Source organism: Stenotrophomonas sp. YJH_SMC_8 (genome assembly GCF_059371315.1).
Map to the genome: position 1 here is coordinate 191658 of NZ_JCAFUL010000008.1, position 15107 is coordinate 206764.

Annotated in this window: 15 protein-coding genes; 9 read left to right on the forward strand and 6 right to left on the reverse strand. The window is 67.8% G+C overall.

What is annotated here, in order from left to right:
• Positions 1 to 339 precede the first annotated feature (339 nt).
• Positions 340 to 831 (reverse strand): hypothetical protein, encoded by a 492-nt coding sequence (locus AC5P88_RS12250; RefSeq protein ID WP_495225149.1) that lies wholly within the window; start codon positions 829 to 831, stop codon positions 340 to 342.
• A gap of 159 nt (positions 832 to 990) precedes the next feature.
• Between AC5P88_RS12250 and AC5P88_RS12255 the strand changes: the two genes are divergently transcribed.
• Together AC5P88_RS12255 and AC5P88_RS12260 are read left to right on the forward strand one after the other, a co-directional pair.
• Positions 991 to 1953: a pyridoxal-phosphate dependent enzyme gene (locus AC5P88_RS12255; protein ID WP_106550017.1), complete on the forward strand. Its 963-nt coding sequence runs from the start codon at positions 991 to 993 to the stop codon at positions 1951 to 1953.
• Complete coding sequence (locus tag AC5P88_RS12260; protein WP_164137902.1) at positions 1938 to 2582, forward strand: YdcF family protein; 645 nt, start codon at positions 1938 to 1940, stop codon at positions 2580 to 2582. The genes AC5P88_RS12255 and AC5P88_RS12260 overlap by 16 nt, the downstream gene beginning before the upstream one ends.
• Positions 2583 to 2696: 114 nt before the next feature.
• Here AC5P88_RS12260 and bioC read toward each other — a convergent pair whose 3' ends face one another.
• The 5 genes from bioC to bioB all read right to left on the reverse strand — a co-directional run bounded on the left by bioC (position 2697) and on the right by bioB (position 7534).
• Positions 2697 to 3581, reverse strand: coding sequence for a malonyl-ACP O-methyltransferase BioC (gene bioC, locus AC5P88_RS12265; protein WP_106550015.1), 885 nt, complete (start codon positions 3579 to 3581; stop codon positions 2697 to 2699).
• Between the two features lie 12 nt (positions 3582 to 3593).
• Positions 3594 to 4373: an SDR family oxidoreductase gene (locus AC5P88_RS12270; RefSeq protein ID WP_286074467.1), complete on the reverse strand. Its 780-nt coding sequence runs from the start codon at positions 4371 to 4373 to the stop codon at positions 3594 to 3596.
• 29 nt (positions 4374 to 4402) lie between these two features.
• Positions 4403 to 5182, reverse strand: a complete 780-nt coding sequence (bioH, locus tag AC5P88_RS12275; protein WP_495225150.1) for a pimeloyl-ACP methyl ester esterase BioH — start codon at positions 5180 to 5182, stop codon at positions 4403 to 4405.
• A 17-nt stretch (positions 5183 to 5199) separates the two neighbouring features.
• Positions 5200 to 6423, reverse strand: a complete 1224-nt coding sequence (gene bioF, locus AC5P88_RS12280) for an 8-amino-7-oxononanoate synthase (protein ID WP_286074464.1) — start codon at positions 6421 to 6423, stop codon at positions 5200 to 5202.
• A 67-nt stretch (positions 6424 to 6490) separates the two neighbouring features.
• Complete coding sequence (bioB, locus tag AC5P88_RS12285) at positions 6491 to 7534, reverse strand: biotin synthase BioB (RefSeq protein WP_495225151.1); 1044 nt, start codon at positions 7532 to 7534, stop codon at positions 6491 to 6493.
• Between the two features lie 159 nt (positions 7535 to 7693).
• On the opposite strand from bioB, the gene AC5P88_RS12290 reads away from it, so the two are divergent.
• The 7 genes from AC5P88_RS12290 (at position 7694) to AC5P88_RS12320 (ending at position 15031) form a co-directional block, all read left to right on the forward strand.
• Positions 7694 to 8254: a DUF3658 domain-containing protein gene (locus tag AC5P88_RS12290; protein ID WP_495225152.1), complete on the forward strand. Its 561-nt coding sequence runs from the start codon at positions 7694 to 7696 to the stop codon at positions 8252 to 8254.
• 118 nt (positions 8255 to 8372) lie between these two features.
• The gene (locus AC5P88_RS12295; RefSeq protein ID WP_495225153.1) at positions 8373 to 8933 is read left to right on the forward strand and encodes an NIF family HAD-type phosphatase; all 561 of its coding nucleotides are present in this window, start codon (positions 8373 to 8375) and stop codon (positions 8931 to 8933) included.
• Positions 8934 to 9055: 122 nt separating this feature from the next.
• Positions 9056 to 10426 (forward strand): chloride channel protein, encoded by a 1371-nt coding sequence (locus tag AC5P88_RS12300; protein WP_495225154.1) that lies wholly within the window; start codon positions 9056 to 9058, stop codon positions 10424 to 10426.
• Between the two features lie 23 nt (positions 10427 to 10449).
• The gene (locus AC5P88_RS12305; protein WP_495225155.1) at positions 10450 to 10950 is read left to right on the forward strand and encodes a hypothetical protein; all 501 of its coding nucleotides are present in this window, start codon (positions 10450 to 10452) and stop codon (positions 10948 to 10950) included.
• Between the two features lie 194 nt (positions 10951 to 11144).
• Complete coding sequence (locus AC5P88_RS12310) at positions 11145 to 12314, forward strand: L-dopachrome tautomerase-related protein (RefSeq protein ID WP_495225156.1); 1170 nt, start codon at positions 11145 to 11147, stop codon at positions 12312 to 12314.
• Between the two features lie 88 nt (positions 12315 to 12402).
• Positions 12403 to 13092 (forward strand): ComF family protein, encoded by a 690-nt coding sequence (locus tag AC5P88_RS12315; RefSeq protein WP_495225157.1) that lies wholly within the window; start codon positions 12403 to 12405, stop codon positions 13090 to 13092.
• Positions 13093 to 13348: 256 nt separating this feature from the next.
• Positions 13349 to 15031, forward strand: a complete 1683-nt coding sequence (locus AC5P88_RS12320; protein ID WP_495225158.1) for a ShlB/FhaC/HecB family hemolysin secretion/activation protein — start codon at positions 13349 to 13351, stop codon at positions 15029 to 15031.
• Positions 15032 to 15107: the final 76 nt, after the last annotated feature.

Here is a 15107-nt window from a genome sequence, read left to right on the forward strand (position 1 = left end):
GAGAGCTTCATCCACGCATGGCGTGGATCTGCTGATGACGGCCCCAGGGTCGATCCACGCCACCCGTGGAAGCCCGTGGCGCGCAATGCCCGGTTGATCCACGCCATGCGTGGATGGCTCGGCGACCCCGGTCCAAAACAAACGGCCCCGCATTGCGGGGCCGTCTGCCTTCAGAGGTGCCGACATCCGACAGGGCCGGAACAGGGGGGATCCAGATGTTCCTGTCGGATATCGACGTAGAGCTTTTTGCGGCGGCCCGTGTCGTTTTTGTCACTTTGTGACGCGGGCCGTCACTGTCCGCGTAGATTGCGGCTTAGACCGTGTGAAATGCAAGACGGTTCAGCGCTCAACTGTGCGCTGCGTCCCACGATCCATGTTGCGCCAGGGGGAACCGTTCATCCTCGGCGCACTCGGTGCCGGGGCCGGGCGGGCCTGCGGCGCGGGCGCCGGCGGCTGCATGTTCGATTGCGGCGGGCGGCGCATCGAATCCATGTTCCGCCACGGGGAACCGCCGTTGTACGACGGCCGCGGCGGCGGCGGCGGACGGTTCTCGCCACCGTTGCCGGGCGGACGCGGCGGCGGGCGGTGGTTGTGCGGCGGGCGGTAGATCGGGCGCGAGTAGTACGGGTTGCCATAGCCGCCGTAATAGCCGCCATAGCCACCGTAGTACGGGTAGCCGTAGTTGTAGGGATAGCCGGCCGGGTAGCGGTACTCCACCGACGGCGCGCCGTGGTAGTAGCCGCCACCGCGGCCACCGCCTACATAGTCGTAGGTGGTGCAGCCAGTCAGGCCCAGCAACAGGCCACCGGCAAGCAACAGGCGCATTTTCATGGTGGGTCCCCCCAGAGGACGGGTGTGCAGCCAGCTTCGTGCGCGGGCATTGAATCGGCCCTTAATTCGGCTGGCCAGGATGAATGGAGGCGTAGGCCTGCATGCTGGCATGACCTGTGCCCCGGTCGCCAGCGCAGGGGCATACGTTAATCTTGCGTCATGAGCGATTCACTGTTGCCCCGCGCCGATGACGTCCTGCTTGCTGCTGCGAGGATCGCCCCGCATGCCAGCGTGACCCCGGTGCTGCGCTCGCGCACGCTCGATGCGATGACCGGCGCACAGCTGGCGTTCAAGGCCGAGCACCTGCAGCGCGGTGGCGCATTCAAGTTCCGTGGTGCCTGCAATGCGGTGTGGTCGCTTGATGCTGATCGTGCAATTGCTGGCGTGGTGACCCATTCCTCCGGCAACCACGGTGCTGCGCTGGCCCTGGCCGCACGCACCCGGGGCATCCCCTGCCATGTGGTGGTGCCGGAAGGGGCGGTGGCCGCCAAGCTGGCCAACATCGCCCGCCACGGCGCCACGCTCTGGCGCTGCCCGCCGACCATCGCCGACCGCGAGGCCACCTGTGCCAGGGTGCAGGCCGATACCGGCGCGACCCTGGTCCATCCGTATACGGACCCGGCGGTGATGGCAGGGCAGGGCACTGCGGCCCTGGAACTGCTGCACAGCGACGGCCCGTTCGATGTGCTGGTGGTGCCGGTGGGCGGCGGTGGCCTGGCCAGCGGTACCGCGCTGGCCCTTCAGCACGCCAGTCCGCACACGCGTCTGATTCTGGCCGAGCCGGCCGGTGCCGATGACACCGCGCGCTCGCTGGCCACCGGCGAGCGGCAGCGCGCGTTCACCCCGGACACCATCTGTGATGGCCTGCGTACCCTGATCGGCGCGCCCAATTTCGAGTTGCTGCGCGCCGCCGGTGCCGAGGTGATCGTGGTCGATGACGCCGCGACGCTGGTGGCGATGCGCCTGCTGTGGGACGTGCTCAAGCAGGTGGTGGAACCCTCTTCGGCCACCGTGCTGGCTGCGGTGATGGCGCAGCCGCAGCGCTTCGCCGGCCTGCGCGTGGGCCTGGTGCTGTCCGGCGGCAACGTCGACCTGCCAGCCCTGCGCTGGGGGGCGGCGTGAGCCGCGGGCGGCACCGCGAACGCACCGGCCTGCTGGGCTGGTTGTGGCGGCTGTTCGTGCTGCTGGTGATCTGGCTGCTGGGCGTGACCGCCTGGATCGTCTGGGTGGGTGAACGCGACCAGGCCGCCAAGGCCGACGCCATCATCGTGCTGGGTGCCGCCGCCTACGACGCCAAGCCGTCACCGGTGTTCGAAGAACGCATCCGCCATGGGCTGGATCTGTATGAAGCACGCTATGCGCCGCTGCTGATCTTCACCGGTGGCTATGGTGGCACCGGTGCGCGCTTCTCCGAATCGCAGGTGGCGCGGCGCTACGCGCTGAAGCATGGCGTGCCGGACGACGCCATCCTGATCGAGACCGCCTCGCGCAATACCGTGCAGAACCTGGTGGAAGCCAAGCGCTTGATGGACCAGCGCGACCTGCACCGGGTGATCATCGTCAGCGACCCGCTGCACATGGCGCGCGCGCTGCGCCTGAGCAAGGCGCTGGGCATCGATGCGCTGGCCTCGTCCACACCCAGCACGCGTTTCCGCAGCTTCCATACCAGCTGGCGCTTCCTGGTGCAGGAGATCTACTTCTTCCACCGTGACCTGGTGCGCCCGCCGCTGAGTTCGCCGGCCAATACCTGAGCGGCGGCCGCGCCGCTGCGCTCGCCGGGCATGGCCCGGCGCTACCCATTGGTGCACCCGGCGCGGCCCCTATCGCGCGCCCGGTAGCGCCGGGCCATGCCCGGCGGCTTTCGATCAGGTCTGCTTGCGCCGGATCGGAATCGCCGACACCGGCACCGCGGCCACGTCATGCCCGCCTTCGCGGATCGGCGCGCCGGGGTCCGGGGCCCAGGCGTGGGCGTAGATCACTTCCCAGCTGCTGGGCAGCTTGCCGTCGGCGCGACGCATCGGTTCGTACGCGGCCGCGGCGGCGGCGAAACGCCCGCGACCGGTCAGGGTATGGCGGCGGTCTACCCGCGCATTGGTCGCGCCCATCGCGCGCAGCTCGCGCATCAGCGAGGGCAGGTCGTCGTAGGTCAGGGTGAACAGGTCGCGGTCCAGCACCGGGTCGCGGAAGCCGGCCATCATCAGCGCGTCGCCGAACTGCGCGATCTGCGCGAAGCGGCTCACGTGCGGACGATCATCGGCGGCGGCGAACGCCTCATTGAGTTCGATCAGCGTTTCCGGGCCGAACGTCGAGCACAGCAGCAGGCCGCCGGGCTTGAGCACGCGGCGGAACCCGGCGAACACCGCCGGCAGGTCGTCTACCCACTGCAGGCACAGGTTGCTGAAGATCACGTCCACGCTGTTGTCGGCCAGCGGCAGCGCAGCGGCGTCGCCGCACAGGCGCTGGAACGGCTTCCACCAGCCGGCCTGGCGCTTGGCCTGGTCAAGCATCGGCAGCGCCACGTCCAGCGCGATCACCTGAGCCTTCGGCCAGCGCTTCTTCATCAGCGCACTGGCGTGGCCGGTGCCGGAACCAATGTCCAGCACCACCTCGGGCTTGCGTGCCTCCAGGTAGTCCAGCGACTCGATCAGCCGCGACTGCACCTCGCGCTGCAGGGCGGCGGCAGCGTCGTAACTGGTGGCGGCACGCGCGAACGCGCGACGGACATGGCGGGCATCGAAGTGGGACGGCATTGCGAAAGTCTCTTAGAACGTACCGGGGTAGGCGCCGCCGTCGATCAGCAGGTTCTGCCCGGTGAGGTAACCGGCCTGTGCGCTGCACAGGAAGGCGCAGGCGGCGCCGAATTCGTCCGGCGTGCCGAAGCGGCCGGCGGGAATCTGCTGGCGCCGGCGTTCAGCGACTTCACCGGCGTCGCCGTCCTTGCCGGCGCTGTGGGCGAAGTTGGCGCGCAGGCGATCGGTGTCGAACTGGCCGGGCAGCAGGTTGTTGATCGTGACGTTGTGGGCCACCGTGCGGCGCGACAGGCCGGCGACGAAACCGGTCAGGCCGCTGCGCGCGCCGTTGGACAGTGCCAGGATGTCGATCGGTGCCTTCACCGCAGACGAGGTGATGTTGACGATGCGGCCGAAGCCGCGCTCGATCATCGCGTCCACGGTGGCGCGGATCAGCGCGATCGGCGCCAGCATGTTGGCATCCAGCGCGGCAATCCAATCCTCGCGCTCGAAGGTGCGGAAATCGCCCGGCGGCGGGCCACCGGCATTGTTGACCAGGATGTCCACCTGCGGGCAGGCGGCCAGCGCCGCCGTGCGGCCGGCCTCGGTGGTGACGTCGGCAGCGACGGTGCGTACCTCACCGGCACCGGGCAGTGCACGCAGTTCGTCGGCAGCGACCTGCAGTGCAGCCTCGCCACGCGCCACGATCACCACGTTCACGCCCTCGCGCACCAGTGCACGTGCGCAGCCCAGGCCCAACCCCTTGCTTGCGCCGCAGACCAGTGCCCAGCGACCAGTGATACCCAGATCCATGCGTCAGTCCTGCTGAATTCGGTGGGCGCTCATTGTCCGCCATCGGCCGGTGACAGGCCGGCAACGAAGTGTTGCAGAGCGGCGGCCACCTCATCGGCATGGCCGAGGAAGGGCGCATGGCCGCCGTGGGCGATGGTCAGCGCCTGCGCGCCCGGGGCCAGCGCCGCAGCGGCCTGCATGGCGACCGGTGACACCAGGCGGTCGCGCTGGCCGGCGATCCACAGGCTGGGCTTGCCCAGCGTCGGCAGGGCGCCGCGCAGGTCGGTGCTTTCGAGCAGGCGAAGGCCTTCCAGCAGGGCGCGTTCAGTGGGGGCACCGCGCTCGACCAGGCGCTGGCGCAGTGTGCGCAGCTCCTCGCGGGCGTGCGCCGAGCCCATCACGTCCAGCGCCAGGAAGCGCTCCAGGGTACCGCCGAAATCGTTGGCCAGCTCGTGCCCGAACTGCTCGAACACCGCCGGTTCCACCGCGTGCGGCCAATCCTCGCCACGCACGAAACGCGGCGTGGCAGCGATCATCGCCAGCCCGCGTACCTTCGGCAGCGTTGCCGCCGCGTGCAATGCGAACAGGCCGCCCAGCGACCAGCCGCACCACACCGCCGGTGGCGTGGCCGCAGCAATGGCACTGACCACGAACGGCAGGCGCAGCGGCGTGGTGTCCTCGCGGCTGTGCCCATGGCCGGGCAGGTCGACAAGATGCAGGGTGAACTGGTCCGCAAGCCGCTGTACCAGCGGCGCGAACACGCCGCCCTGCAGGGCCCAACCGTGGATCAGTACCAGGTCCGGCCCACGGCCGGTGACTTCAATATGCATGGGCAACGAAACGGAACTCAGGCAAAAGCGGGCAGCGGCGGTGGGGCGGTTTCGCGTACGGCCAGGTCGACGCGATCGCGCGCGTTGGCGATGGCCTCGACCAGACCCCGCACCTGTTCCGGTGCATGCAGTGCGGACAGCGTAACGCGCAGGCGCGCCTTGCCTTCCGGCACTGTCGGCGGGCGGATCGCGCCGACCAGCCAGCCGGCCTGTTCCAGCGCCTTGGACATCGCCATGGCGCTGTGGTCATCGCCGCACAGCAGCGGCTGGATCGGCGTTTCCGAGGCCATCAGATCCAGCCCGTGGCGGCGTGCTTCGCTGCGGAACAGCGCGATCAGGTCGGCCAGCTTGGAGCGGCGCCAGTTGTCCCTGCGCGCCAGGCGCACCGCCTCGAGTGCAGCGGCGGCCATCGCCGGTGGCACGGCGGTGGTGTAGATGTACGGGCGCGCGGTTTCGGCCAGGTGCTCGACCAGATCGTCGCGGCCCAGCACCAGCGCACCGGAACCGCCCAAGGCCTTGCCCAGCGTCACCAGCTGCAGCGGTACGTCGTCCACGCCCAGGCCGGCGGCAGCAACGGCGCCACGGCCATCACCCACCACGCCGACGCCATGCGCGTCATCGACGTAGAACAACGCCTGCTGCAGGCGCGCGACCAGCGACAACGCACGCAGCGGCGCGATGTCGCCATCCATGCTGAAGACACCGTCGGTGGCCAGCATCGCCGCGCCGTCGGGTGCGTGCTTGAGCTGGCGCATTGCGCCTTCCGCATCCAGGTGCGGGTAGCGGCGCAGGCGCGCACCGGCCAGCCGCGTCGCATCGAGCAGGCTGGCGTGGTTGAGCTTGTCCTGCACGCATACGTCGTTCTCTTCGCTCAGCAGCGCCTGCTGCACCGCCAGGTTGGCGGCGAAGCCACTGCCGAACAGCAATGCACGCGGGTAACCCAGCCACTCGGCCACTTCGCGTTCGAGAGCGTCGTGCATCGCGTGGTGGCCGCAGACCAGGTGCGAGGCACCGGCACCGGCACCTTCGCGCGCAGCGGCGTCCTGCAGCGCATTGACCACGCTGAACTGCTGCGCCAGGCCCAGATAATCGTTGCTGCAGAAGCCGGTCAGCCACTGGCCGTCCACCTCAAGGCGCACGCCGTCGCGACGGGTGACCGTACGTCGCGGGCGGCGACGGCCTTGGGCATCGCGCAGAGCGCGCTGGGCGTGGAGGCGGGCGGTCAGGTCGGGGCGGGCCATGGTGGCTGAATGCGTCGACGGGGCGGCTAGGGTAGCGCGTTGCCGCGGCGCCTGCTTGCGGCCCGTCTCAGGCCGCGTGAGCGCAGCCGCAGCCGAGCGTATCGGCACTGATATCGGCGTGCACGGTACCGCCATGGTCATGGCCCTCGGCATCCACCTGTACCGCCATCGGCTGCAGGCCGAGCCGGGCGAACAGGGCCAGGTCGCGTTCGCTTTCCGGGTTGCCGGTGGTCAGCAGCTTGTCGCCGTAGAAGATCGAGTTGGCACCCGCCAGGAAGCACAGCGCCTGCAGTTCGTCACTCATCGCCTCGCGCCCGGCCGACAGCCGCACCATCGAGCGCGGCATGGCGATGCGCGCCACTGCGATCATGCGCACGAACTCGAACGGGTCCAGCTCGGCACTGCCATGCAGCGGCGTGCCCGCCACCTGCACCAGCTTGTTGATCGGCACCGAATCCGGATGCGCCGGCAGCGTGGCCAGCGCCAGCAGCAGGCCGACGCGCTGCGCGCGCGTCTCGCCCATGCCGACGATGCCGCCGCAGCAGGTCTTCAGGCCGGCATCGCGCACGTGTTCCAGCGTATCCAGGCGGTCCTGGTACTGGCGCGTGTGGATGATCGAATCGTAGTAGTCCGGCGCGGTGTCGAGATTGTGGTTGTAGTAGTCCAGGCCTGCATCCTTCAACGCGCGCGCCTGCTCGCTGCTGAGCATGCCCAGCGTGGCGCAGGTCTCCAGCCCCAGTGCCTTCACCCCGGCGATCATCGCCGCCACCTTCGGGATGTCGCGGTCCTTCGGCGAACGCCATGCGGCGCCCATGCAGAAACGCGAGGCGCCGGCGGCCTTGGCCTGGCGCGCCTTGGCCAGCACCGCATCGGTCTCCATCAGCTTCTGCGCGTTCACCCCGGTGTTGTAGCGCTGCGCCTGCGGGCAGTACGCGCAGTCTTCCGGGCAGCCACCGGTCTTCACCGACAGCAGCGTGGAAACCTGCACCTGCGCCGGATCGAAGTGCTCGCGGTGCACCGCGGCGGCGCGGAACAGCAGCTCGGGGAACGGCAGATCGAACAGCGCCTGCAGTTCGTCGTGTTGCCAGTCGTGGCGGATGGCAGCAGCCATGGCGGGACCTTGGGTACGAGTGGAGCGAGGGCGGCAGTGTGGGTGGGCGCTCTCGACCTGTCAACCATGTTGATGATTAATTGGTTTACGGCGTAAGGGGTGCTGAAACGACACTCTGCGGTGTAAGTTTGCTGCTGCGTACGGATTCGCGAGTTTCCCTTGGACAGCTATCAGACCTATACGCCCCGCCGTGATGCCGTCCTGTGCAGCCTTGCCGAACTGCCCGACGGTGGCCTGCGCGTGGTGCTGGATGATCTGCGCCACGCCGACACGCCTGGGCAGTGGAAGAACCACGTCTTCGTGACCTTCAAGGACTACCCGGCAGGGCAGCTCGATCCGGCGACGTTGCCGAAGGAGGAACTCGAGGCCTTCGGCCACTATGTGCTGGTTCGCCTGTTGGCCATCAATGGCTGCCTGCGCGATACGGACGAGCGCTCCGACAACGATGCCCATCTCACTGACCAGCAGCGGCAGAGCATCGCCGCGCTGACCAACGAGGACATCGCCTCGATCGATGAGCAACTGTTCTCCCTCTGCGACGGGCAGTTCCGAAAGATCGCCTGCATTGTGGGCATGGCCATGTCGCTGCAGCCGGAGTGCCGATCGGGAATTCCCGATGAGTTCTATGCACGGCGTGTACGCATGCTGGTGGAACGGGGCGTGTTGCAGGCGCAGGGCGACCTCACGCGGATGGGCTGTTGCGAGGTGCGCGTCCGGTAGCAGGCTTGCGCCAACCAGGACGTCGTTGGAACTGCGCCTGTATCTACCTGCTGGAAGGACACATGCTGAAGTCCATCCGGAAGATGGCGCCAGCTGAGGCAACGAAAGAAGAATGCGCATGGAACCGGACACGAAGCCGCAGGGCGAAAAGCTGCTGATACTTGATCTGGATGAGACGCTGGTGCATGCCAGCGAGCGCGAACTGGAGCGACCCGCGGATTTCCGCCTCGTCGGCTACCACGTCTACCTGCGGCCCCACCTGCAGGCATTCCTCGACTATGCCTTTGCCCATTTCACGGTGGGTGTGTGGACGTCCTCCGGCCAGCTGTACGCCGAACCGCTGGTGGACCGCCTGATGCCGGGGCGTCCGCTGGCGTTCCTGTGGTCCGCGCAGCGGTGCAGCACGGCCCGTGATTGGGAAACCGGCGGTTACGCCTCGCAGAAGCGGCTGGGCAAGCTGAAGCGCTACGGCTTCCGTTTGGAGCAGATGATCGGTATCGATGACACGCCCGGCAAGTACGCCAGAAACTACGGAAATCTGGTCGAGGTGCGTGAGTTCACCGGTGATCCGGCTGATGACGAGCTGGCCCATCTGCCGCTGTATCTGGAGTGGCTGCGGCAGCAGCCCAACGTGCGTGCGGTGGAGAAGCGGCGGTGGCGGGAGCGTCTGCCCGCATAGGTATCTGCACACGGCAGGTGCTGTCGGCGAGCACCCGCACTCGTGCGTTTCACCGCATCCTGCAAGGCCTGCAGCCACAATAACCGCTGCCCAACGCAAGCGCTGGCGCGCAGACTGTGCCAATGACCGATCTCCATCGCCTTCGCGGCCGCATCACCGCGCTGGTCCTCAGCGAGGCCTGGCGCCGCCGCGCCGCGCTCTGGGGCGGTGCCGTGGCCGTGGCGCTGGTGGCGATCCTGTTCGCCAAGGCCAGCGATGCGGCCTTCCATCTGTTCCAGCGCATCACCTCGCACTCGCCGTGGTGGGCCCTGCTGCTCACGCCGGGCATCTTCGCACTGCTGGCCTGGCTGACCTCCGGCGTGCTGAAACCCACGCGGGGCAGCGGTATTCCGCAGGTCATCGCTGCGCTGGACAAGGCCGATGAGCCGTTCCGGAAAACCAACCTGTCACCCGTGGTTTCGGCCGGCAAGCTGCTGCTGACCTCGCTGTCGTTGCTGGGTGGTGCATCGGTCGGCCGCGAGGGCCCGACGGTTCATGTGGGCGCCAGCCTGATGTACCTGTTCGGCCGCTGGTTCGGCTTCAAGGATCCGCGCGAGCTCTCGCACTTCCTGTTGGCCGGTGGCGCTGCCGGTATTGCGGCGGCGTTCAACACGCCGCTGGCGGGCATCGTCTTCGCCATCGAGGAGCTCAGCGGCCGTTTTGAACATCGCTTCTCCGGCACCCTGTTGACCGCGGTGATCGTCGGTGGCGTGGTATCGCTCGGTCTGTTGGGCAACTACACCTATTTCGGCCATGTGAGCGCACGCCTGCCGCTGGGCCAGGGCTGGCTGGCAATCCTGCTGTGCGGCGTGGTGGCGGGGCTGCTGGGCGGGCTGTTCGCACGTGCCGTGCTGGCCAGCGCTGCGGGTCGCCCGCGTTGGCTCGGGCTACTGCGGCAGCGGCATCCGGTGCTGTTGGCCGCAGGCTGTGGCCTGGTGGTGGTACTGCTCGCCCTGGTGTTCGGTGAAGGCGCGTTCGGCACCGGTTACGAGCAGGCGCGCAGCCTGGTGCAGGGCCAGGCAATGGTCGGCCACGAGTTCGGCTTGATGAAGCTGCTGGCCAATCTGGCCTCGTACGTGGCGGGCATTCCCGGTGGCCTGTTCTCGCCTGCGTTGGCGGTCGGCGCGGGACTCGGCCACAACCTGGCAGTGCTGATGCCGGGCGTGGACCCGCGCGCGTTCGTGCTGCTGGGCATGTGTGCCTACCTGACCGGCGTCACCCAGGCACCGCTGACCTCGGCGGTGATCTCGCTGGAGCTGACCGACAGTGGCGACCTGCTGTTGCCGATCCTGGCGACGGTGCTGATCGCCCGTGGTGTGTCCGGGCTGGTGTGCAGGGTACCGATCTATCGCGGGTTGGCGGAGCTGTTGATGGTGCCGAAACCGGCTGGAGATATGGCTGTCGAGGCGCCTGCCGTGCGAACCTCCCGCACCCGCGAAAATGGAGATGACTAGGAGCAATGCAGCCTGGAGCAGCAATGTTCCTCCGACAGGAGGTGTTGGCGACGTTGCGGTGCTACTTCGTCACCGATGATGGCTCGCTTCCGGAAGTGGAGCTCGCGTACCGTGAGGCCGCCGGGACGGCCGATGCGTTCGCCTATCTGTTTGCCTGCGGTGCCCGCGTCGCGGGTTCTGGAAGCGTGCATCTCTGGCACCGTGCGGAAGATCGTGGTCAGCCGTTCATGGGACCGGGCGACGCGCGACGCGTTCTCCAGGGCGAAGTGGAACCCTTCCATGTCGGCCTTGCAGACATTGCCTGCGGCGGCGTTCTTCTGCCAGAACTGGGTGTGCTCGTCATGCGCCATGGGTTGACGCTCGACTACCGCATGGGATCGTCATGGGGCCAGCGGGAGGTCCAGGCCTTCCTGCTCCTTCTGCACCAGTTGCAGCGGCGGGGTGGCGTGATGACCGTTCCCTGGTGGGGTGAAGAAGGCCAGCGCAGGTTCGAGACCGCGTTGGCAGCCGTTGAGATGTGTTGAGCGGGTTCGCCCCAGCGCAGGCACGCAACTGATCGACGACATTCATTGCTTCAATCAACGCGATCAATCAGCCCTCCATCTTCACTCCAGTAGTGAAGCTGATTCCGCGTTGCACCGTCTACCCGATGCCACGCGCGACGCAGAAGATGCGTCCACGCCGGGGCTGCACCCGGACCTGCATCGAGAGCGCGACCATGATCAACTGCCGTATCCGCAGCCTGGCGGCTGCCGTCCTGGCCCTGGCCAGTTCCCCCGCGCTGGCGTTGGCGGGCACCCCAATGCTACCCAGCGAGCGCAGCATCGGCACCCTCGAACCGGTGGCGCGTTTCGAAGGCGCCATGCCCACCAGCGTGGCGGTATCTGAAACCGGGCGCATCTTCGTCAACTTCCCGCGCTGGGGCGATGAGGTGGCCTACAGCGTGGCCGAATGGCGCGACGGCCGCGCCGTGCCCTATCCGGATGCGCGCATCAACAGCGCGGAAGGAGCGGACCCGGCTGCACACTTCATCAGCGTGCAGAGCGTGGTGGCCGATGGCCAGGGTCGCCTCTGGGTGCTGGATACCGCTGCGCCGGGCTTCTCCGCTCCGCAGGCCGGCGGGGCCAAACTGGTGGCGATCGACCTTGCCACCGACAGCGTGGCAAGGACGCTGGTGTTTCCGGCCAACGTCATCGATGCGCGCACCTATGTCAACGATGTGCGATTCGACTTCCGGGTCGGCCGCGAGGGCGTGGCCTACGTGACCGATTCGTCGCTGAGTGGTATCGGCGGCATCATCGTGATCGACCTCGCCACTGGCGTCGCGTCCAAGCGCCTGGTCGGTCATGTGTCCACATCGGCGGATCCGGCATTCGTACCGATCGTGGAAGGGCAGCAGATGCGACTGCGTAACGCCGATGGTTCGTCGGCGCCGTTCACCGTGGCCGCCGATGGCATCGCCCTGTCGCCCGATGGCGGCACCCTGTTCTACACGCCCTTGTCCAGCCGTCATCTGTACAGCGTGCCGACCGCGCTGCTGCGCGACCCGGAGGTGAGTGAAGCGGAACTGGCGGCGGCGGTGGTCGACCTGGGCGACAAGGGCGCCTCCGATGGCATGGAGATGGACGCCAACGGGCGGCTGTATGCCAGCGACTACGAGCACAACGCCATCCATGCCCGCGACGCGCAGGGGCGATGGACGACGGTGGTGCACGACCCGCGCATCCTGTGGCCGGATACGCTGTCGATGGGGCCGGACGGCTATCTGTATTTCACCGCCAACCAGCTGCATCGACAGGCCGGCTTCAATGGCGGCGTGGATCGCCGGCAGAAGCCCTACATGGTGTACCGCACGCGTGTGGATGCCGCACCTGCGCCGACGCGGTGAAGTGCTCCGTAAACGGGTAAGGATGCCTACGGGTTGAAGGGCGTGCGCCTGATGGCCCCGGGGCCGCGGCGCGATCACGCTGTAGCGCATGCCGGCCCTGTCCACGCCCACTCGTCTTCTGCAGGCAGCGCTTCGCGTGCTGCTGCCACTGCGCTGCCTGGTCTGTGGCGAGCCGGGCCACGATGAACTTGACCTGTGCAGCGCCTGCCTCGCCGATCTGCCCTGGGCCGGTCGTGCCTGCCTGCGCTGTGCACTCCCGCTACCCGGGAACGCCCTGATCGTCTGCGGCATATGCCGCGACGAGGCGCCGCCACAGTCCGCCACGCATGCCAGCCTGCTGTACCTTCCCCCCGTCGATCAGCTGTTGGTGCGCTACAAGTTCCATCAGGACCTGGCGGCCGGGCGCCTGCTCGCGCAGCTGATGCAGCGCGCACCACCCCCCTGGTCGTGCACGCCGCTGGTGCCGGTCCCGCTCCACAATCGACGCCTGCGCCAGCGCGGCTACAACCAGGCTGCCGAATTGTGCCGTCTGCTGCCGATGCCGGTCTGGCAGGGGCTTTACCGACGCCGCCACACCGCGCCGCAGTCCGAGCGCAGCGCAGAACAGCGCAGGGACAATCTCTTTGACGCATTCGGCACGCGCTTGTCGCCGCCGACACGGCTGACCGTCGTGGACGATGTGATGACCACCGGCAGCACAGTGATGGAAATCGCCGAGACGTTGCGGCTGGCCGGTGCCAGGGACGTGCGGGCATGGGTGTGCGCACGGGTGCCGTGATGACCGGAGCGATTGACATCGCATGACGGCAGCTGAAGGATGCCCATCCTTCAGCGCGCGGTGCTCGACTGCATCGCCGCAATGGGTGCACGGATGCAAAGACCCTAAAGTTCCGCGCACTCCCGCCGATAGCGGTTGGCGGTCGAGTCGGTGTCGGTCGCACGTTCTCTCTGCACGATGTCTGTTCACAGCTTCAGGTCTGTACCAATGCTGGACAAGGAAGTCGTTGATGGGTAACAGAAAAGCAGGATGCAGCATGCGTGCCGTTCTGGGCACTGCGGGGCTGTTGTTGATCGGCGTCGTGCATGCGCAGTCGGCCAGTCCCTCGTTCGCCGAGCAGCAGGAACTGCGCGAACGCGCCGAGCGCGAGGCACGCGAGCGTGAGCAGCGGCAGGCATTGCCGGATGTATCACGTGAACAGCCGGCCGCTGCCACCGATCTGCATTCGCTGGCACTGCCGGACGAAGAACCGTGCTTCACCCTGCAGCAGCTGCAGCTCGACGGCGCGCATCTGGCGCAGTTCGCGTTCCTGCAGCGCTATCTCGACCGCTACCGTGGCCGCTGCGTGGGCCAGCAGGGCATTGCGCTGATCGTGCGGCGTGCCTCGGATCTGGCGCTGGCCAAGGGTTACGTGACCACCCGCATCGGCCTGCCCGAGCAGAGTCTGGGCAGTGGAACCCTGCGCCTGCAGCTGGTACCGGGCGTGATCCGGCAGATCCGCTTCAACGCGGAAGAGGTTCCCGATTCGATGTGGAAGAGTGCGTTTCCCGCGCGGCCGGGGGATGTGCTCAATCTGCGCGCGTTGGAACAGGGCCTGGAGCAGCTCAAGCGCGTTCCGTCGCAGGACGTGAACATGGAGCTGGTGCCGGGCGAGGCGCCCGGCGAGTCGGACGTGGTCATCAGCATCCGCCACGGCAAGCGCTGGCGTGCGTCGGTGTCGCTGGATGATGCCGGCAGCCGTGCGACCGGAAAGCAGCAGGTCGGTGCGACCGCGTGGGTGGACAACCTGGCTCGCGTCAACGACCTGCTCAGCGTTGGCGTCAGCAGCGACGGCAGTGCCGACAAGGGCCGGGGTACCCACGGTTTCAATGCGTCGTGGTCGGTTCCGCTGGGCAACTGGCGTTTCAGCACCAGCACCTACAGCTCGCGCTACAAGCAGACCATCGCCAGCAACGCCGACACGTTCGCCAGCACCGGCACCTCCAGCAACGTCGACCTGGCCGTGGAACGGCTGCTGGTGCGCGGCAAGAGCTATCGCAGCGGCATCGAGCTGCGCGTGGCGCAACGGTCGTCGCACAGCTACGTGGAAGGCGTGGAGATCGAAGGCCAGCGCCGCCGTACCACCTCGGTCGAGCTGGCGCTGCTGCACCGCCAGTACCTGGGGCGGGTCCAGGCCGATATCCGCCTGGCACACCGCCGTGGCGTGCCATGGTTGGGGGGCGATGATGACGCCGTGGGCCGCGATGGCCTGGCGCCGACCTTCCGCTATGGGCTGACCACGCTGGATGTCGGCGCCGGCGGCGCATTGACCTCCGGGCCGCGCCCGTTGGCATGGAACACCGCGCTCCGCTACCAGTGGAGCGAGGACACGCTGTACGGCTCGGAGTTCATCAGTGTCGGTGGCCGCTACACCGTCAACGGCTTCGACGGCGAGGTGCCACTCGGCGGCAGCCGTGGCGGCTACTGGCGCAACAGCATCAGCTGGATGGCACATCGCGCCATCGCGCCCTATGCGGGCATCGATATCGGCCACATCGAGCGCGACGACCGCCAGGGGATCGGCGGCGGAACCCTCAGCGGCGCCCACCTGGGTGCACGTGGCGAGCTGGGCGGATTGGCGTGGGATGGCTTCGTCGGCGTACCGATGAGCCGCCCGGCGTGGCTCAAGCATGAGGCACGCGGGCACGTGATCGGATTCCGCGCGTCCTGGCAGTTCTGATCCGGCTGGAAGCACCGTCGCCAGGTGGCGATGTGATCGGGTTGTTGTGTGTGCAGTTCCCCCTGGGTTGATGGAA